This window comes from Dyadobacter sp. 32 (assembly GCF_902506755.1).
Taxonomy (GTDB): Bacteria; Bacteroidota; Bacteroidia; order Cytophagales; family Spirosomataceae; genus Dyadobacter.
On record NZ_LR735258.1, the window covers coordinates 6,214,537 to 6,237,144 of the forward strand.

Here is a 22,608-nt window from a genome sequence, read left to right on the forward strand (position 1 = left end):
TGGAAAATCAGGCTTCTGCTATTTCCAGCGAATTCGCCTCACTGACAATTGTGCGGTTTTTGTCAAAATTGATAAGTGCCACAACCGCAGCTACACAGGCAATAGCAACCCCGATGTACATAAATGCCTGTGCGTAGGATATAGAGCTGGATTTAAAAAGAAATCCTGCCAGTACGGCCCCCACATTTCCGCCAGCTCCCACGATTCCGCTTACGGAGCCAATGGCTTTTTGATTTACAAAAGGAACAATGGCATAGGTTACGCCATTGGCCATTTTGAGAAACATGGCAAAGCATAACATGGTAATGACGGCTGCAACCAGGCTTCCGCTGTTGGCAAATAGTGCCATGCCTATTCCTTCCAGTGCTAACAAGATTGCGAGAAGACGTCCTTTCCCGATCATTCCATATTTGTTTCCAACTTTGTCGGCAACTATTCCGCCAATAGCCCGGGCAAATAGATTCATAAAGCCAAAGGCTCCGGCGAGAATTCCTGCCATGGCCAGTGTCGTATTGAAATTGTCGAAAAAGTATAGCGCTGCCACGTTATCAAAGGTAATTTCAATGCCAAAACACGCGCCATAGGCCAGGAAGAGCGCCCAGGTACGGGGATCTTTCATGGCTATTCCGAGTGTGCCTTTGGTTTTTACAATCGCGGCAGTTGTAGTTTCCAGTTCATCGAAATTTCCGGCCGGGGTGTCTTTGGTATAACGGTAATATAAAACAGAAAAAAGCAGCAGCGCGACCCCTGGAATTATCATAGCCAGTCTCCATGCGGATTCCGGCAAGTAGCCAGCTCCTACAAAACCTGCAAATACAAGGGGCATGACCATGTTGGTGACACCGCCACCCAAATTGCCCCAGCCACCTGCCACAGCATTGGCGGTCCCCACAATTTTTTTGTCGAACATGACCGAAGTGTGATACTGTGTGATGACAAATGATGCACCGATGACCCCGATAGCAAGGCGGAAAAGTAGAAATCCTTCATAAGAATGAACAAGTCCGATGGTCATCACGGGGATGGAGCAAAGGGCCAACAGCGCGGTGTATGTTTTTCTCGGTCCCCAGCTGTCACAAAGCTTCCCTATGGCAATACGTGCGATCACCGTAGCTGCTACGGATGCTATGATGATATTACCAATTTGCTCTTTTGTAAGCCCAAGGTCCACTTTGATCACAGACATCAGTGGTGCCAAGCCGAACCAGCCGAAGAAGCAAAGAAAAAACGCCATCCAGGTCAGATGAAATGTACGCATCTGCACGCCTTTGAAGCTGAAAATGTTAAGTTTCTCGAGTGGTTTATTGGTAGTTTCCATTTTTTCAAGTTTTAAATTGTTGGAATATTGTAAGCTTGTTTTCGGAATGAGTGAACTTCTGTATGGTTTTCGGGACTTTCGCTAACAGCTAAAGCTAACAGCTCAAAGCTTTCTGAATTCCGGCTTGATGTTAATCATCAGATACGCCCAGTTGGCCATTTTTTGCGGATTGGATATGCCCTTCAACTGCGCCAGGCTATTGGTAGTGATATAGGTGCAATAGCCACCCTGGAAGCTTATTGCTTTTGTAAGATTGTAGGTGGCGATGATGTCCAGCTCGTTGCCCAGGTTACCTGAGCGGTCTTCGTCCAGAGCGTTTCGTATTGGAGTAGCGCTTGAAAAATGGTGGAGATCCGTTTGTATGGATAGCTTGTCCGATACTTTGGTGTTGCTGGTGACGTATAAATCAGAAAGTCCGCCTTGCCCAAAGCCGTTTGCCACATAAAAATAGTCCATCTGGCCCCAAAACTTATGAGGGGTGCCGTACAACGGATCAAATGTCTGGTTTTTCGTAGACTTTGTCCTTGTGCCCGAGGTGAAGTCGAAACCCGGTCCTGCGCTAAACAATCCGTTCACTTGGTAAAGGCCCTTTACCGAATACATATATGCATTGAGGCTTACACCATCTTTGTCTTTTCCGGTTTGGATGTAGCCACTGGTCGTAAAATTCCAGCTTTTTCCAAGTTTACTCTGGAAATAGGGGCCCAGTGTTAACCGGTTCCAGGTTCCCTTTTGCAGCGTTCGTACACCTGTCTCACTGCGTGTGTATTTCTGAAAGTCATCTTTGAAAATCAGAAATGAAGCTGAACCTCCTTTTAATTTTTTACCCAGATACAAAAACTGTAAAGACTTGTACATTGTTCCTATTCCATTCGTTCCGGCGCCATACCCGACCGGAATGCCATCATATAATGTACCTGATTTTAACTCACGGTTTTGGTTATACGCGGCTCCTGCATTCAGCGTAAATCCAGCGTTGCGGTATTTGATTAATGCGGCATCGTGACGCCGGGCCTGCTGAAGCCAGTCCAGATTACCCAACATGCGACTGTCGTCGTATGTCATTTCCTGCCGACCTATTTTTAAAGAAAGTTCTTTGTCGGTCTTCGTTTTGATGGTATCGAGCAGGCTTATTTCCCCCCAGGCTTCATGAAGCATCAAGCCGTTTTGCGGAGTATTTGTGATCCTGTTGTTGGTAGAAGCGTCTTGTCCCCATACTCTTACATCCTGAACCGATACGTAGAGCTCCGTGCGATAAGCTTTGTAGCCAACATTCAGGCGTGTTCTTTGTGAAGTAAAGAAGGCCGGCTGGTCTCCTTTCGATAAAGGTGTGCCCTGTCCCGAAAGGAGTTCGGTGCGGGTGCGAAGTTGTCCCGTGGCTGTTAGCTGGGCGAATGCTTGTAATGGCGGCAAAAGGCAAACCGCGCTGATGCAGAGATTGAAATAGTAAAAAGTGTTTTTCATCTTTTTCAATGATTAATGGAAATGAATACCGTCATGTCTGAGCAGGTGTTTTATTCGTGCTGTGGAGCTGCGTCATGCTACTCACCCGTTATTTGCATTATGTGCTTTTTCCCATTTTCTTTGATCTGTTTGTGTGGAACATGAACACCTTGCTTAGCCGGTCGCGGTGTCCCCACACCAGACCGGCTTTTTTACGAAATTGTCTGCATTGTTTTCAAATACTCAAGGGCGTAAGATGGATGAAGCGCCACCACTTCTCCTAACATGATGATGGCGGGTGTGCCAATATGATGCTCCCTGACCAAATGTGGTATTTCCCAAACCTGTCCCAGTACACTCTTCTCGTCGGGCCGGGTGCCGTTTTGTATGACAGCCATTGGTAAATGCCCCCGTCCAAAATGCTTGTAAAGGGCGCATATTTCGTCCAGTTTGTTCAGGCCCATCAATACCACCACTGTTGCCTTTGACTGCACTGCCAGTCTGAGATCTTCTGATAACTCTCCAGAGCGTGTTGTTGCCGTGATGACCCAAAAACTCTCACTGACGCCGCGGCGGGTAACCGGAATTTCCATGGATGCTGGCACCGCTATGCAGCTCGAAACGCCAGGAACCACTTCGCAGTGGATGTTATGGTCTCTGGCATATTCCATCTCCTCATGTCCTCGCCCAAATACGAAAGAATCTCCACCTTTCAGCCTTACAACATGTCCGCGTTTGCGGGCGAGGCGTACGATAAGACCGTTGATTTCTTCCTGAGAAAAGGATGCCTCACCTACCTTTTTTCCAACATACATTTTAAGGGCATGGGCCGGGGCGAAATCCAGGAGTTCTGTATTTGCCAGTTCATCATATAAAACAACGTCCGCTTTTTGCAAAGCCCTTAATCCTTTTAATGTAATGAGTTCTCCGTTTCCCGGGCCGGCTCCGACAAGGGTAAGTTTGGCTTCCATCTCTTATTTATAATAAATGGTGAATATTGGAATTATACCATCAATAGTAAAATATAACTATGTGTAATTGTTGGGTCAAAATTAGGGCGTAAATTTTATAAAACAATAAAAAGACCAAAAAATATGTTTTAAAAATCGCTATTTGGCGAATATAAAATTAGGAAATTGTAAAAACGCGATTTAATTTTGGTGCATCGAAAGGATGGTGTGCATGTTGGTAATATTTAAATAATACAATTAAAAAGTAAGGTTATTCAAAAACAATAGTTACAAATAACTATGAAAGCAAACAGAAGCACTCGGATTGTGGTCATTGGCAATGGTATGGTTGGCTATAAATTCTGCGAAAAATTATTGTCCAAGGGCAAAAAGGATCAGGTCTTTGCATTGACGGTTTTTGGCGAAGAGCCGCGTGTAGCCTATGACCGCGTTCATTTAAGCGAATATTTCGCTGGTAAAACTGCTGATGACCTTACCCTTGTCCCACCGGAATGGTATCTTGAAAATGGCATAGACTTGTATTTGTCGGACCCGGTCGTGGATATAGACAGAGAAGCAAAATGGGTACGCTCTCACCATGGGGTAATAGTTTATTATGACTATCTCGTGCTTGCCACCGGTTCAGGTGCGTTTGTCCCATCCATTCCGGGCGTCGAAAAGGATGGTGTATTTGTTTATCGGACAATTGAGGATCTGGAACTGATCCAGTCGTTTGCCAGAAAAGCGAAAAAGGGCGCTGTGCTCGGCGGTGGTCTGCTCGGTCTGGAGGCAGCCAAAGCGCTTCTCGATCTGGGTTTGAAGGAAACACATGTTGTTGAATTTGCACCCAGGCTTATGCCAAGGCAAATTGACGACGCAGGCTCTAAGGTGCTCCAAAGTCAACTCGAAAGTCTGGGCCTGCAGATTCATTTTGCCAAAAGCACCCAGGAAATAGTGGGTGAGGATTGCATAAGCGGATTACAGTTTGCCGATAACTCCGTGCTTGATGTGGATATGCTTGTCATTTCGGCGGGAATCCGTCCCAGAGATGAGCTCGCCAAAATTGCAGGACTGGAAACGCACCCGCGTGGCGGAATCATTGTCGACAATTACTTGAGGACTTCGGACATTTCCATATTTGCCATCGGTGAGTGTGCCCTGGTGCATCACATGATATATGGGCTCATTGCCCCCGGTTACGAAATGGCAGAGGTGGTGGTAACATCTCTGCTAGGTGGGTCAAAAGAATTCCTTCCTTTCGATATGTCCACGAAACTCAAATTGATCGGTACGGATGTAGCCAGTTTTGGGGATGCGTTTATCGAAGAGCCTGCCTGTAAAACCATTCGATATGAAAACAAAGCGAAGGGGGTTTATAAAAGGATCAACATTTCGGCAGACGGGAAGTCGTTGCTGGGTGGAATTTTGGTGGGAGACGCTGAACAGTACAATATGCTTTTGCAGACCTGCAGGAATAGAACCGTGCTACCTGCCGATTCGGAGGATCTGATCCTGGGAGCCCGGGGTGGTGAGGAGGCTGGAAAGGCAACATCCGTTGGGGGCGTTATGAGTTTTCCGGATGATGCACTGATCTGTTCCTGTGAGGCCGTAACCAAGGGTATGCTTTGCCATGAGGTAGGAGAAAATGGACACACAACCATAGATGCCATCAAAAAATGCTGCAAAGCAGGTACCGGATGTGGTGGGTGCGTTCCGCTGGTCAAAGACATTATTCAGGGTGTACTTAAAGAGAAGGGAGTTTATGTTCGGAATGTAGTATGCGAACATTTTGATTATTCGCGGCAGGAATTGCTGGATTTGGTAAAAATGGAGGGACTCAAAACCTATACTTCGGTGCTGAACCATTTGGGTACCGGAGATGGATGTGAAGTGTGTAAGCCTCTGGTTGCATCGGTACTTGCGAGTCTTTGGAATGAAAACATTCTGATGGCCGACCGGGCCCCAGTCCAGGATTCTAACGACCGCTTTTTGGCTAATATTCAGAAAGGCGGAACCTACTCAGTGGTCCCCCGGATTGCGGGTGGAGAAATTACGCCCGAAAAGCTGATCATAATCGGCCAGGTGGCTCAGAAGTATGGGCTGTATACCAAGATTACGGGCGGGCAGAGAATAGATATGTTTGGCGCTCATCTGGGCGACTTGCCATCTATCTGGGAGGAGCTGATCCATGCCGGTTTTGAAAGCGGACATGCTTATGGAAAGTCACTCCGTACCGTCAAAAGTTGTGTAGGCTCTACCTGGTGTCGGTTTGGCGTTCAGGATTCGGTCACATTTGCTATTGAAGTGGAAGACCGATACAAAGGGCTTCGTTCTCCGCACAAACTGAAATCGGCAGTATCGGGCTGTATTCGTGAATGTGCCGAGGCCCAGAGTAAAGACTTCGGGATCATTGCTACGGAAAAAGGCTGGAATTTATATGTATGTGGCAACGGTGGTTCTACACCACAGCATGCCCAGTTGCTCGCCACGGATGTGGACAAGGAGACCTGCCTGCGCCTGATTGATCGTTTCCTGATGTTTTATATCAAAACCGCTGATCCATTGACAAGAACTGCCACCTGGCTCAATAAAATGGAAGGCGGTATGAGTTACCTGAAAGCCGTTGTGGTGGATGATGTCCTGGGTATTGCCGCTGAACTCGAACGTGACATTCAGTCGCTGATTGACGTGTATCAGTGCGAATGGAAGGAGGTGGTGGAAAGCCCTGAGCTGCGCAAACGGTTCACACATTTCGTTAATGCGCCAATTAAGGACCCGAGCGTTCAATTTGAATCAATGCGAAATCAGAAGAAGGTGAAGGAGTGGGCTTGACGATGGAGGACGGAGCTGAGTGGAGACTGATTACTGTGGCTACATAGGAATACTCAATTTTAATTAATTCGAAGAGAACATTTCCAAAAAATTATGGAACCGACAAACAATACAAAGGACAGAATCACATGGCATCTTGCCTGCACTGTAGACGCTATTCCTGCTGATGGGGGTGGATGTGCACTCGTAGAAGGCAAACAAATTGCTATCTTTAACTTTGCCAGGAGGGGAGCGTGGTACGCAACGGATAATCAATGTCCACACCGCCAGCAAATGGCCGTATCGCGAGGGATGATCGGAAGCCAGGGGGGTGAACCCAAGGTGGCCTGCCCATTTCACAAAAAGGTATTCTCTTTGGAAAATGGGCAATGCCTGAACGATGAATCGTATAAAATAAATACCTTTCCGGTAATGATAAAGGAAAATCAGGTGTACATCGGGTTATGATAAATGGAAAGACTTGACAAACGCGTCGCCGGCAGTCTCACGCGATTTTATGTAGTGGCTTTGATTGTTGTGGCGGTGCTGACGATCAGCGGGCTATTTTTGATAAGGAGAACCATCAGCAGCTTAAATCACGATAGTCATGTTGTAAATGTAGCGGGTCGTCAGCGCATGTTGAGTCAGCGTCTATCTAAACTGGCCATTCTTAGAGTGGAGCGGATTACTTATCATGACTCTGCCGATTTTAATTCCTTATTGATAAACTGGAAAGAGAGTCACGAACAACTGGCGAACAAAAGGCTCCTGGTTGAAAATAGGTTTATCAAATGGAAAAGTATTCCTCTCGACAGCATGTTTGCAGGGTTGGAGCCCGTCTATCAGGAAATTTACAGAAATTTTCAGGTGATCGGAGATGGGGATGCGACGCATGCCGAAAGGCGTTTTGCTCTTTTAAGGATACTGGAGATTGAGCCTGCGTTCCTTTCTAAGATGAATGAGATCGTTTTTCAATTTGAGAAGGAAAGTTTCGAAAGACTTCAAAATCTGGAAAGGATAGAATGGATCCTGGATTTAATGACAATCCTTGTGCTTCTGGCAGAAGGATTACTTATTTTCAGACCTGTGGTGAATACTACCCGAAGAGCTGTGCATCTGCTTACAGAGTCGGAGGAGGCATTACGCATTTCCAATCAAAAACTTAAAGAGAGTAACCAGCAGCTTACGGATACGCAAAATAATCTGCTACGCGTTGAGGAAGAAAAATACCAGTTACAACTGGCCGAGGAAAGGATTCGTACCAGCGCGTTGATCGAGGGGCAGGAGGAGGAGAGAAAACGTTTTGCGCTGGAGCTCCATGATGGCATCGGCCAAATGCTGACCGGACTGAAATTGCATGCCGAGAAGCTGAAGCAAATACAGTTTCAGGATGAAAGGCAGCGTCAGCGTGTAGAGCAACTGGTGTCAATGATACAGGATACGATTCAGACTACAAGGCAAATTTCCTATAATCTGATGCCATCTGTACTGAACGACTTTGGTTTGCGTGCAGCGCTGGCCTTGCTTTGTGAGCAGACCCAAAGCGTCTCAGGAACGAGGGTTAGCTTTAGTGGTGATCTTGAAAGAATCGTTTTAAGCAAGCCTATGGAGATTGGCTTGTACCGAATTGCTCAGGAGGCGCTAAATAATGCACTTAAACATGCAAAAGCGGAAAATATTCTGATAAAATTAGAACAAAATAAGAATCGTTTGATTTTGGAGATCGAAGACGACGGAAAAGGATTTTTAATTAGTAATTTGAAAAAGAATGGAGCGCTTTTTCCGAATCAGAATGGGATAGAGAATATTCGTACCCGTACTCAGTTACTGAATGGAGTAATGGATATTGTTTCAAAAGTGGACAACGGTACTCGACTGGCAATAAGTGTTGAATTGTGAGTGGTGTGTTTAGCTTGAAAAAAATGGAGATAAATCTTAAAATATGCCGATACGTATTTTAGTCGTCGATGATCATTCGGTGGTTAGGCAGGGCATTATAACCCTGCTGGAAGACGAAGATGATATGCTTATTGTAGGAGAGGCAACTGATGGTGATGAAGTCATGGAATCGGTTAAGGAATTAAGACCGGACGTTATTTTGCTGGATTTAACCATGCCACGTATGTCGGGTATAGATGTAATTAAACAAATTGTTCCAGCCTTTCCGAATGTCCGCATCCTTGTATTTAGTATGCATAATAATTCGGATTATATTCTGGCGGCGGTAAAAAGCGGCGCGGCCGGTTACCTTCAGAAAGATACGAGCAGGGAGGAGATCTTGAAGGCTGTCAGAAGTGTATTTAAGGGTGAGCTTTATTATCCACCCAGCACTTCAAGTATCATTATACGGAGTTTGATTAAACATGTTACGGCCGTTCCCGAGCCATATCAGGGTCTCGAACAAAACCCCGGTGCTTCAATCTGGAAGGCGCTTACGCCTCGCGAACAACAAATATTGCAGTGCCTTACGGAGGGCTTGAGCAGTAAGGAAATAGGAGAACATTTTGACATAAGCTCTAATACGGTTGCGAATCAACGAGCAAGCATAATGAAAAAAGCCAACGTAAGAAACACAGCCGAGTTGATAAGTCTTGCGCTTAAAGAACCAAGGAAGCGGTAAGAATTTGGCCTGTTGGAAGCGATATCAATGGCCCCACAGACTCCGTCAGCATGGTTTTAAGGAGTTTTTGTTAAAAATTATACGCCGCATACCGAAAAATATTTTTTTTTCGTTTACTCCACACAAGCACCCTTCATTTGCGTAATTCAAGGTACTTACCACAATAATTTGGGCATTACCCCGTAACAGGGCCCAGCTAATTACATATTAAATAAAATTTGAGGAAAGGCTAATCAAAAAACTTCTCGTTTTTTGATTAGTTTATGTGTATTATTGAAATCATTAATAACCAAGACCGCAAAACGGCCGACAATTAATTTAGAGTTAGACTTATACTTCTGTATGGCAATTTTTTATCGAAGCGTTGGCCGGTTCCGGTCATGGGAACTCTTTCTGAGTGTAATAGTCACTTTTCTATGTCTTATTCTATTTTCATTGAGTGCACATGCGCAGGTTATCGATGTCCGCGGTACAGTTAAGAGTGCAACCGGCGAAGCATTGATAGGTGCAACTGTCCAGGTCAAGGGTGCCGCCAAAGGTACGGTTACCAACATCAACGGGGAGTTTGCACTGGAGGCTGTTAGCAATAAAGCTGTCATACAAGTTACGATGATCGGTTTCGTTACGAAGGAGGTTGCAGTTGCCAAAAACTTAAACATTGTCATTACAGAGGACGCAGTAGCTTTGCAGGATGTGGTGGTCACCGGATTTCAGCAGATAGACAAAGATAAATTCACGGGATCCGCAGTCACCCTAAAAACCGACGCAATTAAAATTGACGGTCTGCCCGATGTGAGCAGGATGCTCGAAGGGCGGGCAGCAGGGGTGTCTGTACAAAATGTGTCCGGGACTTTTGGAGCTGCCCCCAAGGTGCGTATCAGGGGTGCAACCTCCCTCAATGGTGATAATAAACCACTTTGGGTTGTGGATGGTGTGGTACTCGAAGACATTGTGAACATTTCCAATGATCAGCTTTCCAGCGGCGATCCTACCACATTGCTCGGCTCTGCTGTGGCAGGCCTGAACCCTAATGATATTGAGAGTTTTGATATCCTGAAAGATGCGGCTGCTGCCGCACTTTATGGCGCTCGTGCAATGAATGGCGTGATTGTAATCACCACCAAAAAGGGCAAAAGTGGTAAGCCGGTTATCACCTATTCCGGAAATTTCAGTACACAGTTAACGCCCTCGTACCGGAATTTCAACATCATGAATTCGGCACAACAAATGTCGGTACTGGGTGAGCTTGAACGGAAAGGGTATTTAACTTCGAGCATACTTTCCCGACCGGATTATGGTGTGTATGGCAAATATTACAACCTGGTCACTACCGCAGATGAGCAGGGCAATCTTGCCATCAAAAATACCCCTGAGGCCAAGCAGGAGTTCCTCATGGGTTATGCCCGCAGAAATACAGATTGGTTTGATGTACTGTTTAAGCAAAATTTCATTCAAGAACATTCTCTGAGTATTTCTTTCGGAACGGATAAATCTCAATCCTATTTCTCTACCAGTTACCTGGATGATAATGGCTGGACAATCGCTGACAAGGTAAAACGGTATACGCTCAATTTCAGAAATAATTACAAACTTTCCGACCGGGTTTCCGTTGGGTTTTCCACGCTGGCATCGGTAAGGAGGCAGGAAGCCCCGGGGTCATTAAGTCGCCGCAGCAATCCGGTTGAAGGTAAGTTTGACCGTGATTTTGATATCAACCCTTTTAGCTATGCACTGAATACGAGCCGTACGCTGACTGCCTACGATGAGAATGGCAATCTGGAATTTTTCAGAAGGAATTTTGCTCCATTTAATGTTGTCTCAGAGCTGGCCAATAACAAGATCAAACTCAACCTGGCCGATATCCGCCTGCAGGGCGATTTTTCTTTTAAGTTCAATGATTTTTTGACCTATGACTTTATAGGCGCACTCCGTTACATTCAAACCGGACGGGAGCATATCATTACAGAAAACTCCAACATGGCCAATGCCTATCGCGCAGCCGACAACTCCACCATTGCTCTAGCCAACAAGTATCTGTACACCGACCCGGATGTTCCAAACGCTGAACCGGTCATTGTGCTTCCCAGTGGTGGGTTCTACAATAAGAATGAGGATCAGATGTTTTTTTACAATGTACGTAATAACCTCCGCTACAACAGGACTTTCAGCGAAAGGCATAATGTAAACTTTCTGGTAGGCCAGGAGATAAAATACACCAACCGTCAGAATTCCAACAACACCGGTTATGGATTCCAATATGAACAGGGTGGAACACCTTTTGTGGATTATAGAATACTGAAACAGACTATTGAAAGCAATTTTCAGTATTATGGGATGCGTATGGATTATGAGCGTTTTGCAGCATTTTATGCAAGTGCGGGTTATACGCTGGATGAAAAGTACAATTTTACTGCTTACATGCGGTATGACGGTTCCAACGGTTTTGGGAAGTCGGCAAGAGCAAGGTGGCTGCCTACCTATACCGTAGCGGGCTCCTGGAACTTTGATCGGGAGAATTTTATGAAAAAGCTGCCCTGGATCAGCATGGGCCGGATTCGCGCCAGCTATGGTTTGTCGGCAGATACAGGGCCTGCCACGAATACCGCGGCACTGTTCCAGAGTATCATTACCCGGCGCCCCTACGCCGATGAGAAGGAATCGGCCATTCAGTTGTCCTCTCTTGAAAATACGGAACTTACCTGGGAAAAACTGTATAGTGGCAATGTGGGTTTGGATCTGGGCGTGCTGGGTAACCGGGTGAATCTTACCGTAGACGGATACGTTCGTAACAGCTTTGATTTGATAGATCAGATCAAAACCTCCGGGATTGGTGGTCAAATTTACAAGGTGGCCAACTATGCGGATATGCAGTCGTACGGTGTTGATTTTTCACTGGATGGTGTCATTTCTAAAACAAAGGACTGGGACTGGCGTGCCAGAGTGACCGTTGGCTATTCTAATACTTTAATCACCAGTGTAGATAATGACCCCGGAATATTTGATTTGGTAAAGGCCGAAGGAGCCAATGTAAAGGGGCGCCCGGTTCGTAGTTTGTTCTCCATTGATTACAGTGCCTTACAGCCAACGAGCGGCATCCCCTTATTTATAAACGAAAATGGCGAAGTGTCTTCGAACGTTTATCTTCAGGATCAGAATGTGAAATATCTGAGATACGAAGGACCCGTGGATCCGCCGATTACCGGAGGACTGAACAATACATTTATCTACAAAGATTTTACACTGAACGTATTTTTTACCTATCAGTATGGGAATAAAATCCGACTGAATTCCTTGTACAAAGGAGGGTTTAGTGATCTGGATGCCATGCCGAAGGAGTTTTTGGATCGTTGGGTAATGTCCGGCGAAGAATCGATTACCAACAACCCGGCGATCAGTGATCAGATTTTTATACAGTCTCTGGCTGGAACCTATCCTTACAATGCCTTCAATTATTCTACCGAAAGGGTGGCAAAAGGAGATTTTGTTCGGCTAAAATCAGTTTCCCTTGCTTACAAGGTTCCTCTCGCGGCTGTGAAAAGAGCTGGCCTGACGGCGGCAAGTATCCAGGTTTCGTCTATTAATCCATGGCTGGTTTATGCGGATAAAAAGCTGAAAGGCCAGGATCCTGAATTCTTTAATTCCGGTGGTGTTGCACAGCCGATTCAAAAACAATTTACGGTTGCTCTGAAAGTTACTTTGTAAAATATTGTCAGGTATTATGAATATTAAAGCAAGAATAAAAAGTGTCATGCTCCTCATTCCGATGCTGACATTGCTGGCCTGCGAGGATTTTTTATCAACGGAGCCGGATAGTACCCGCGCCTCCATTAATTCACCAAAGCAGGTTTCTCAATTGCTTACCTCGGCCTATCCCCAGGGCGGGTATGTGGTTTTCGCTGAGGCCATGAGCGATAATGTTGCAGATAAGGGAACAGGTGAGGATGATAAAACAAACAGGTCTTCATTTCTTTTTGAAGAAGCAGAAACATCTGTCGATCAGCAGGATTCGCCAGACCAGTATTGGGCAGAATGCTATCGGGCTATTTCCGTCGCCAACCAGGCACTTGAAATTATCAGCAAAATGCCGGATGCTTCGCTTTACAGCGCGCAGCGTGGAGAAGCGCTTCTCGCCAGAGCTTACGCGCATTTTATGCTGGTGGGATTTTTCAGTAAATTCTATGACGCGCAAACAGCCTCCACCGACCTCGGGATACCTTATGTGACAGAACCCGAAACGGTTGTGATCAAAAAATATGAGAGAAAGACGGTCGCTTATGTGTATGAGATGATCGAAAAGGACCTGAAAGAAGGATTGCCCTTGATCAGTGATGGATCTTACACCGTACCCAAATATCATTTCAACAGGGCTGCAGCTAATGCATTTGCATCCAGGTTTTATCTGGTCAAAAAAGATTATGCGCAGGTACTGACTTACGCAAACGCGGTTTTCCCGGGAGGTAACATCGGAGAATATTTAAGGCCCTGGAACACAGAGTATGCCAACCTTTCACCTGCGGAGCTCTATAACACTTATTCCCGAGCCAGCCAGAATGCCAATCTTATGCTGGTAGAAACGGCCTCTCTTTATGGACGGTACGTGGCTCAGTACAGGTATGGGATGAATTACAGAAAGTGGCAGGAGATATCGGAAAGCGAGCAAATCGCCGGCCCTACCGCAAGCTGGGCCTATCCTTTGTACTCACAGGGAGACAACAATTACCTGATCCCAAAACTGACGGAGTATTTTGTAAGGGAATCGGTTAATGCAGAGATTGGTTTTCCTTATGTTATGCTTCCTGTATTCACCGTAGAAGAAGTCCTTTTCAACAGGGCCGAAGCAAATGCTTTTCTAAATAATGCCAATGCCTCCTTGGCGGATCTGAACTTGTTTGCCAGCAAACGTCTGAACACCTATAGTGCTGCTAATCATTCCATCACAGTGGCAAAAATGAGGACCTACTTCGGCTCTACCGATGTGACCAGCAATCTTGTCAATACCATTATTGCTTTCCGTAGAGTGGAGTTTGTACAGGAAGGCATGCGCTGGTTCGATATACAACGGTTTGGGCTGACTGTTTCGCACACCACGCGGGAAGGGCAGGTCATTACTTTGCCAAAGGGAGATCCCAGAAGAGTACTACAATTGCCTCAGTCAGCTTCGCTGTCGGGTCTTGAAAAAAATCAGAGATAACAAATGGTAACGTCAAACAGCATGTCGGTAACAATCTCCAAATTTCTATTTTCCGTAGTTCTGCTCAGTTCGGTGCTGCTGGTATCCTGCAAGGAAGAGGACATCGGCGAAATTGAGGATATTCCTGGTCTCGGAGGAGACACCTGGGTGAACGGTCCGGTGGATAAATGGCTGCTCGACAGCCTGACTACACCTTATAACATTTCGGTTAAATACAAATGGGATCAGTTTGAGTTTGCAAACGTAACCAAAGAGCTCGTGCCCCCTGATGAAGCGATGGTTATTCCGGTGATGAGCACCATCAAAAAAGCCTGGACGATACCCTACGTGGAGGAGGCAGGAATTGTGTTTTACAACAAATTTTCGCCGAAGTTTTTCATCCTTTCGGGGAGTAACATGTATAATGAAAACAATTCCATTACATTGGGGATTGCCGAGGGCGGTAGGAAGGTCACCTTGTTCGGGGCTAATTTGTTCAAAGTAAAAGGAATGCCCGGATACGAGGCAGCCAGAGATTCCTCGTTTGTGAAGCAGCGGTTTCTTCAGACTATTCACCATGAATTCGGCCATGTTCTGCACCAGAATGTATTGTACCCGGTAGAATTCAAGTCGGTGTCGAGAGGATTGTATCAGGGCGGCAACTGGATCAACTGGGATGATGCCGATGCCCGGAGAGATGGATTTGTAACTGCCTATGGATCTTCAAGCTTCGACGAGGATTTTGTTGAGATGATCGCCATGATGCTTACTGAAGGCAAGGCTGGATTTGATAAAATTGTAAACTCAATTCCAGCCGGTGCCAGTCCGAAGGGAACCACCCAGGCACAAGCTCAAGCTGCTTTGCGACAGAAAGAAGCAATTGTTGTTGCCTATTATAAAAATACCTGGAAAGTTGATTTTTACAGCCTACAGAAAAGGACCAGAGCCGCGATGAATAAGTTATTTTGACAAGGTAATGTCCGGCTCAACTAACACCTATTAATTTCTATTTATTTAGATGAAAAAGTCTCTCTTATATCTGCTGCTTCTGACGTCCGCGTTTTTCTCCTGTACCAATTCTGATGACTCTGTATTTGAGGAATCAGCGGATGCCCGGTTAAATGCGGCATTGGCATCCTACGAAAAACAACTGGTGGATGCACAATACGGATGGAATGCGGTCATATACCCAAAGGGAGGCGGAAGTTTTGGCTTTTTCATGAAGTTTGATGACAAAAACCGGGTGGTAATGTATTCCGACTTGTCGGAATCTTTTGCTAAAACTCCCAAGGAAAGCAGCTATCGCCTGAAAGCGATGCAGACCCCTTCGCTTATTTTTGATACTTTTTCCTATCTCCATGTGTTGGCTGACCCCGATGACGAGGTCCACGGAGGGAATGTTGGTGAAGGATGGCTGTCGGATTTCGAGTTTGCCATTTATCCTGATTCTGTAACATCGGATGTAATCACGTTTACAGGTCGGAAAAATCAAAGCAGACTGGTACTTACAAAGGCAACCCAGGTACAAGCCGCAGCCTATAGCAGCGGACAACTCGCGAATGCGCTTGCCTTTAATAACATTTCAAAGTATCTGACCTATTTTAAAAGAGTGACTATCTCTGGGGTTACCTATGAAATAACAGTAAACCAGGACGAAAGGGTGATCAAACTTACTTGGCTGGAGGGTACTTCGGTAAAATCATTCACCACTAAATACTACTACAATTCCACCGGTCTGGCGTTCGCCACTCCCTTCATAAATGCAGGTAAAACTATTAATGGCTTTACAAACATTGCCTGGAATCCCAACACAACGCAAATTGGCCTTACAGCAGATGGTTCTACCGGCACTATCCTGAGTGCCATAGCCCCTCTCTCGGTTGACCTTGCTGCACCAAAAAGATGGTGGGAAACGCCCGTAGAGTCCGGTGGTGAATGGAGGTCGAGAGATGGTTTCCATGTCAATGGGGTGGAGGACGCTTTTGGAATAAAAAATTTGAAAAGGGGCACAGACCCTTATGCAGTATGGATTTACATACCTTCGGCGACTTCGTCTTACGACATTTTTGCACCCACGTTTTTTTTCAATGAAACTCTGGATCTGGATTATTTCTACGCATCTTTGCCGCCAACATTTACCAATGGCAAGGTGTTTTTCAGGGAATATGGCGCAAGTACAAATCCTCCTGTGCCTACAAGTGGGCCAGCATCGGAAACGGCCAAGCTTATGTATGAATCTAGCGGGTATTATTTAATCCAGACTTCCGATAAAACCTATGATATGGTCAGTGCCAAGGATGCCAGGGCCTGGATCAGCTGGTTCCGGAATTAAACGGCGCTGCCTGTATCGGTTTCTTGTTCATTTGTCCGTAGAAACGATCCGTTGCCAAAGACTAGTCATTCATTGGTTGCCATGAAGCATCTTTACCGACCCAAAGATTCAGAACAATAGCTTGCAATAAACAAAGCCAAAATCCCCGCTCAATGGGGTACACCGGCTGCCGTGAAGTATCTTTAGTTGTGGGAACAGAATGATGAACTTTCTAAAAACTCTTGATCAAAGAATTTGCCTTGACGGCCTTCCCTCTACCAGTACTTACCATTTTTTCTTGCAAACCAAAAACCTCTCCAGAATATCAGCAGGTGATTGGCCAAAGTAGGCAACAGACCAAAATGCTTTCGAAGGACTTGGAAACGGTCTGTCAGAGACCGCCTGTGACTCTGTACAGAAACGCCACCGAGCAGATATTTACACAATATAAAATCCAGAAACTTCACTTTTTCGGCCTTCTTCAGACACCGTATTTCCCAGTCAATATCAGCACTTAAATTGTCGGCTTCATATCCAGGTGCGATATCACGTCTTGCAATAAATGCTTGATGACAAACTTTCATGCCGAGGGAAAAGTCCTGCCATTTCAAGTTTTTGGGTAAAGTGTGTGGCGTAAATTTGCTCCGGCGGCCCACTTCCAAGCCGTTGTCTCTTACAAACATGGCATCGCTGTAATACACGTCGGCATCGTCGTCAAAAGCTTCGAAAAGATTTTTTAAAACCTCGCAATCATAAACCTCGTCACCAGCATTCAAAAACCATAAATATTTTCCCCTGGCCATTTTCATTCCTTTGTTCATGGCGTCGTACAATCCCCGATCGGGTTCTGATACGATTTCTGAAACAAGCGCCCCGTATCTATTAGCAATGGATAAAGTTTTATCTTTTGACTTTCCGTCGATGATCAAGTATTCAATTAGTGTGGGATCGGCAATATTCGACATAGCAACCTGAACACTTTTTAGTGTTCTTTCCAGAAAGTGCTCCGCGTTGTAGGTAATGGTTATGATGGTGAGGAGGGGCATCTAGTGGCTATTATTAAATGTAGACAACTTATTGCTTTCCGTTAGCGAATCATATACCTCCATGTACTGGCAGGCTACGGTGCTTTCGGAATAGAAATCTATAACCTTCTGCCGTGCCGCTTCGGATGTCGCAATGTAATTGCTTTCCTCCAGCACCCATCTGATACCTGCCGCTAGCGATTCGGAGGATTTTAGATCAGCCACAAATCCATTTTGTTTGTGATCAATCATTTCCGGAATTCCACCTGTTTTGAAGCCTATCGCGGGTATGCCACAGGCAAGGGCTTCCATGATGGTGTTTGGTAAATTGTCTTCCAGAGACGGCACCACTATAGCATCGGCAGCATTGTAAGCGTTAACCATATCGTCTGGGCGGCTGATCACTCCCAAATAGTGCACGTTGGCAGGAAAACTTGCGAAGCTTTCCGGATTGGACTTGCCAAAAATAAGGACTTCATATTCGTTTGCCGAGTGGTTAAGGTTATTGAGGGCTTCTTTGAAATAGACAAACCCTTTTCGGGGATCCTGGGTGTTTGCACCAGCAAAGAGCAGTAATTTTTTGGTGAGCGGAAGGTTAAGTTGCTCACGAATTTCCCTCTTGTTTCTTGGTTTGAACAGATCTGTATCCAGACAATTTGGGATGCTTTTTGAGAAAATGTGTTTTGTGAGCGAGGCTGCTTTGACCAGATCATCCAACCAGCAACTCGGTGAAATGAGGGCCATTGAAGTTTTGCTGTAAAGAGCTATTTTTTTCTCAAACTGGACGAAAGAAATATCGTACGGATCGGGCTTGGCCAGATAGGGACAATCATGACAATGAGAAAGATAATGATTACACCCGTGGCTATAATGGCAACCACCCGTGAAGGTCCACATGTCGTGCAGCGTCCACACGACGGGCTTCCCCAGAGAGAATAATTTATGAAGCGAGTCTAGGGACAGAAAACCGAAATTGATCCAGTGCAGATGGATAACCTCAGCCTTTTGTACGAGTGGGTGCAAGCTGATATCTGCTCCTGCATCGGCCGGAGAAAAGGCGAAGCGAACGGTGCGGTCTTTTTCATGGGGATAAAAGGCAAGTCTTTCAGCGACAAATCGACACCACGCTTTTCTTTTTTGCCAGTTGGTGCTCGCCAGAGGTGCAACACCCACTTCATGGTTTTTGACCGTTGGAATTAACATTCTGGAATCAACGCCAGAACGGAGCAAGGCTCTGTGCAAGCGTGTTGCTGCAACACCTGCGCCGCCTTCCATGTGAAATGTACTCAGGTGTAGAATCATATTTGGGACTATAATGAACGCTGCATGAGGAATTGAAATTGAATTTTAGTCCTGCATCAGCTTAGGATGGTAAAATTAAATAGTTCTTACGTTTATTTTTTTTATTCCTTAAAACTATCTTTATCCATTATCAGGGTAAATCAAAAACCATGTCTACTGAGAAAAAAAGCCATGAGGCACATTCGGGTTGGTACGAAGTTCAATACGCAACAAGAGAAGCCCAGGAGAAAGCCATTGCAGATTGGAAATATGATCAGGAGAATAATACGATCAATCATTGGATACACAGTCGCTTGCTAAAGCTGGTAGACCCTTTGGTAACCGAAAGGAAAAGCTGGCTTACGGTTGGTGATGGTTACGGTTTTGATGCCAACTTTTTTTACAGGAAAGGCCTGGATGTTACAGCTACTGATATTTCTGATACGTTTCTTCCTTTGTCTCAGCAACATGGTCTTTTTGAAAAGTATTCGGTTGAGAATGCGGAGCGCATGACCTTTGCAGACAATAGCTTCGACTATATTTTTTGTAAAGAAGCCTATCACCATTTTCCCAGGCCCTATATGGCCGTTTATGAAATGATAAGGGTTGCGCGGGAGGGGGTGGTACTGGTGGAACCGCACGATCCGATTTCTAAAATGCCATTTTTGTTGGCTCTAAGGAATATTTTTGATCGCAGGGATACCACCCTTTTGCAAAAATATTGGAAAAACCGCTATTCCTTTGAGGAAGTGGGAAACTATGTGTTTAAGCTTTCTGAGCGGGAGATGGACAAACTGGCCAATGGGATAGGCTTACCCATGGTGGCATTTAAGGGGATCAATAACAATTATTATAATGCCAAGGCTGCGCACGAGAAGGCAGATGACTCGTCGTCGGCATTTAAAAAGATCAGGCGTAAGCTAGCCATGCACAATTTGCTGACCAGGTTAACGCTAATGCCATCTCAGGTTCTCTGTGCAGTGATTTTCAAAAAACTTCCTTCAGATCAGATAATGGAAGCGCTTAAAAGGGAAGGTTTTCAGATTCATATTTTCCCACCTAATCCCTATGCCGGGTAAAACGCTTAGGCTGGGGCCCTGATCTATGGGTAAAGTCATCAACATACACGATAGATTCTTAAAAGCCATATTAGTCGACAAAGGTTTGGCTACGCATTATTTTCCGGATTGCCTTCCTGCGTCAGTTTCCAGTCTGCTCGATTTTTCAACACAAACGCAGCTGCCGGGAACGTACCTTTCCAAAGAATTACAGGAGACGATGTCGGATATTGTGTATTCTTGCAAAAGTAGAGGTGGTGAGCTCATAAAAGTATCACTCCTGATAGAGCACAAAAGCCACAAGTACAAAAATACGCCGATACAATTGGGGAGCTACATTTTTTCGGGTTTGCAGCAACAGATAGACAATAAAGAGAAGTTATCTGTCATCATACCCATATTGTTATATCACGGAAAGGAGAGCTGGCAGTATACAACCCTAGCAGATCGTTTTGAAAATTTCCCAAAAGAATGGGAAGGATTTATTCCCGACTGGGCGTCCCCGACTGGGCGTCCCCGACTGGGCGTCCCCGACTTTGACTACGTTTACAATAATCTGTCTACCATGGAGGATGAGGAATTGAACGCATTGTCCAACCAGTTCCTGGCGGCTTCTTTTCTTACCTTAAAGCATTACATGGAAGGCCGTTGGCTGGATGAAAATGCAGTCCGAGTTTTCAACCTCGCTGCAGATGCTCCGGGGAACCTGTCAGAGCAATTTGCCGTTTATTTTTTGAAATACAGCGAATCAAATAGAGCCAGAATTGTTGAGATTTTAGAATCGGTACCAAAGCCTGTAAAAGAAAAGATTATGAGCACTTTAGATTTTTTTAAAGAATTGGGGCTAGAGGAAGTTCGGAAAGAAGGTATTAGGAAAGGTCTTGAAGAAGGACGTAAAGAAGGTCGTTAGGAAGGAGCTATAAAGGCACGCGCTGAAATTGTTTCCAGACTTATCCAGGTTTCCACACTTACGGATGAACAGATCGCTTCTGCTGCCAACGTTACCTCAGAATTCGTAGCGAACGTAAGAGCCAATAGTTTTACGAAATAAACAGTTTTTTATTCTAATAACTTTTTGGTCAAATTTTCTTCCGTGCGCCGGCTATGTACGTTCCGCAAATGTCTTTTTGAAAGGGTTTCATATCTGGAAATAGTAAACTTGTCGCTTGATTATTACAATACCATTGGAAAACAAGGTTAGCTAATCGGAGGCTAGGATTTTCAATGATATTTTCTGATGAGGATTAATATCCATAGTTTTATACCCTCCAACTAAAATCGGATTACATGTTGTCGGAAAATGCTTCCAAAAAAATTGCAATTATTGGTCTTGGATATGTCGGCCTGCCGTTGGCGGTTGAGTTTAGTCGCAAATATTCGGTTTTAGGCTTTGATATTGATCATGAACGGATTCAGGAATTGAAATCTGGATATGACCGTACCCAAGAGATTGCCGAAGATGATTTGAAAACGGTTCAGGGACTTGCATTTTCGAGTAGTGTGCAAGATTTGAGTGCCTACAACGTGTTTATCGTCACGGTACCCACGCCTATTGATGACTACAAAAAACCTGATCTGATCCCTTTGCTCAAAGCCAGTAAAACCATTGGCACTGTATTGAAAAAGGGGGACATTGTAATCTACGAGTCGACAGTGTATCCAGGATGTACCGAGGAAGACTGTGTTCCCGTGCTGGAAAAGGAGAGTGGGCTGAAATTCAATGTCGATTTCTTTTGCGGGTATTCGCCCGAACGAATCAACCCCGGAGACAAGGTTAATACTTTGACCAAAATAAAAAAAGTGACCTCAGGTTCTACACCAGAAATAGCCTTATTGGTCAATGACTTATATAGCTCAATTATTGAAGCCGGCACACATATGGCTTCAAGTATGAAGGTTGCCGAAGCTTCCAAAGCGATAGAAAATGCACAGCGTGATGTGAATATTTCCTTCGTAAACGAACTTGCCCTGATATTCGACCGGATGGGAATCGACACCACCGAGGTGTTGGAAGCGGCAGGCACTAAGTGGAATTTTTTGAAGTACAAGCCCGGGCTGGTCGGTGGGCATTGCATTGGGGTTGATCCTTATTATCTGGCGTATAAGGCTGAATCCTTGGGCTATTACCCCCAGGTAATTCTGTCGGGGAGAAGGGTAAACGATACCATGGGGATTTTCGTCGCGAACAAATTGATCAAACTCCTGATTAAAAAAGGGCATAAAATTGAAGGAAGCCGGGTATTAATTTTGGGCATCACTTTCAAGGAAAATTGTCCTGATATCAGAAACACGAGAGTGGTCGATGTTTACAGAGAATTGCAGGATTTTGGCATGCAGATAGAGGTGTACGACCCGTGGGCAACGGCTGAGGAGGTAAAAGAGGAATATGGCATTTCTTTGATCAGCAAACCTGAAGGGAAGTATGAAGGTGTCCTGTTGGCAGTTGCTCATGAAGAATTCAAAAAAATGAATCTTGCAGACTTTTCTAATACTGATTCAGTTTTGTTTGACCTTAAGTCTACGCTGCCCAAGGAATCCGTTGATTCAAGATTGTAGGCTCACTTCAGAAAAATTAGTTAGACTTTATAATAACACAAGGCGAATAATTAGAGGGTTTTTGT

16 protein-coding genes are annotated in these 22,608 nt (G+C 45.1%); 11 read left to right on the plus strand and 5 right to left on the minus strand.

Annotated elements, in window-relative coordinates; genetic code table 11:
- Positions 1–7 precede the first annotated feature (7 nt).
- The 3 genes from DYADSP32_RS25465 to cobA all read right to left on the minus strand — a co-directional run bounded on the left by DYADSP32_RS25465 (position 8) and on the right by cobA (position 3,732).
- Positions 8–1,318 carry an MFS transporter gene (locus tag DYADSP32_RS25465; RefSeq protein WP_149240121.1) on the minus strand — a complete coding sequence of 437 codons (1,311 nt, stop codon included), beginning with the start codon at positions 1,316–1,318 and terminating at the stop codon, positions 8–10.
- A 102-nt stretch (positions 1,319–1,420) separates the two neighbouring features.
- Positions 1,421–2,782, minus strand: a complete 1,362-nt coding sequence (locus tag DYADSP32_RS25470; protein WP_149240120.1) for an alginate export family protein — start codon at positions 2,780–2,782, stop codon at positions 1,421–1,423.
- A gap of 191 nt (positions 2,783–2,973) precedes the next feature.
- The gene (gene cobA, locus DYADSP32_RS25475) at positions 2,974–3,732 is read right to left on the minus strand and encodes a uroporphyrinogen-III C-methyltransferase (protein WP_149240119.1); all 759 of its coding nucleotides are present in this window, start codon (positions 3,730–3,732) and stop codon (positions 2,974–2,976) included.
- Positions 3,733–4,011: 279 nt separating this feature from the next.
- Here cobA and nirB point away from each other — a divergent pair, with 279 nt between their 5' ends.
- From nirB to DYADSP32_RS25515, 8 genes are all read left to right on the plus strand, one after another.
- A complete protein-coding gene (gene nirB / locus DYADSP32_RS25480; protein ID WP_149240118.1) occupies positions 4,012–6,543 on the plus strand; it encodes a nitrite reductase large subunit NirB in 2,532 nt (843 codons plus the stop codon).
- Positions 6,544–6,636: 93 nt separating this feature from the next.
- Positions 6,637–6,990 (plus strand): nitrite reductase small subunit NirD, encoded by a 354-nt coding sequence (gene nirD / locus DYADSP32_RS25485; RefSeq protein ID WP_149240117.1) that lies wholly within the window; start codon positions 6,637–6,639, stop codon positions 6,988–6,990.
- A gap of 3 nt (positions 6,991–6,993) precedes the next feature.
- Positions 6,994–8,421 (plus strand): histidine kinase, encoded by a 1,428-nt coding sequence (locus DYADSP32_RS25490; protein ID WP_149240116.1) that lies wholly within the window; start codon positions 6,994–6,996, stop codon positions 8,419–8,421.
- Between the two features lie 43 nt (positions 8,422–8,464).
- A complete protein-coding gene (locus DYADSP32_RS25495) occupies positions 8,465–9,142 on the plus strand; it encodes a response regulator transcription factor (protein WP_149240115.1) in 678 nt (225 codons plus the stop codon).
- Positions 9,143–9,484: 342 nt separating this feature from the next.
- A complete protein-coding gene (locus DYADSP32_RS25500) occupies positions 9,485–12,844 on the plus strand; it encodes a SusC/RagA family TonB-linked outer membrane protein (RefSeq protein ID WP_149240114.1) in 3,360 nt (1,119 codons plus the stop codon).
- A gap of 16 nt (positions 12,845–12,860) precedes the next feature.
- A complete protein-coding gene (locus DYADSP32_RS25505; RefSeq protein ID WP_414618052.1) occupies positions 12,861–14,333 on the plus strand; it encodes a RagB/SusD family nutrient uptake outer membrane protein in 1,473 nt (490 codons plus the stop codon).
- Between the two features lie 3 nt (positions 14,334–14,336).
- Positions 14,337–15,281, plus strand: coding sequence for a putative zinc-binding metallopeptidase (locus tag DYADSP32_RS25510; protein WP_414618053.1), 945 nt, complete (start codon positions 14,337–14,339; stop codon positions 15,279–15,281).
- A 49-nt stretch (positions 15,282–15,330) separates the two neighbouring features.
- Positions 15,331–16,644: a DUF4302 domain-containing protein gene (locus DYADSP32_RS25515; protein WP_149240113.1), complete on the plus strand. Its 1,314-nt coding sequence runs from the start codon at positions 15,331–15,333 to the stop codon at positions 16,642–16,644.
- Positions 16,645–16,898: 254 nt separating this feature from the next.
- On the opposite strand, the gene DYADSP32_RS25520 is transcribed toward DYADSP32_RS25515, so the two are convergent.
- Both DYADSP32_RS25520 and DYADSP32_RS25525 read right to left on the minus strand, forming a co-directional pair.
- Positions 16,899–17,669: a glycosyltransferase family 2 protein gene (locus tag DYADSP32_RS25520; protein WP_149240112.1), complete on the minus strand. Its 771-nt coding sequence runs from the start codon at positions 17,667–17,669 to the stop codon at positions 16,899–16,901.
- Positions 17,670–18,950 carry a glycosyltransferase family 4 protein gene (locus DYADSP32_RS25525; protein WP_149240111.1) on the minus strand — a complete coding sequence of 427 codons (1,281 nt, stop codon included), beginning with the start codon at positions 18,948–18,950 and terminating at the stop codon, positions 17,670–17,672.
- A 149-nt stretch (positions 18,951–19,099) separates the two neighbouring features.
- Between DYADSP32_RS25525 and DYADSP32_RS25530 the strand changes: the two genes are divergently transcribed.
- The 3 genes from DYADSP32_RS25530 to DYADSP32_RS25540 all read left to right on the plus strand — a co-directional run bounded on the left by DYADSP32_RS25530 (position 19,100) and on the right by DYADSP32_RS25540 (position 22,543).
- Positions 19,100–20,008 carry a class I SAM-dependent methyltransferase gene (locus DYADSP32_RS25530; RefSeq protein ID WP_149240110.1) on the plus strand — a complete coding sequence of 303 codons (909 nt, stop codon included), beginning with the start codon at positions 19,100–19,102 and terminating at the stop codon, positions 20,006–20,008.
- Between the two features lie 25 nt (positions 20,009–20,033).
- Positions 20,034–20,897, plus strand: coding sequence for an Rpn family recombination-promoting nuclease/putative transposase (locus DYADSP32_RS25535; RefSeq protein ID WP_149240109.1), 864 nt, complete (start codon positions 20,034–20,036; stop codon positions 20,895–20,897).
- A 377-nt stretch (positions 20,898–21,274) separates the two neighbouring features.
- Positions 21,275–22,543, plus strand: a complete 1,269-nt coding sequence (locus DYADSP32_RS25540) for a nucleotide sugar dehydrogenase (RefSeq protein ID WP_149240108.1) — start codon at positions 21,275–21,277, stop codon at positions 22,541–22,543.
- The last annotated feature ends 65 nt before the right edge of the window (positions 22,544–22,608 follow it).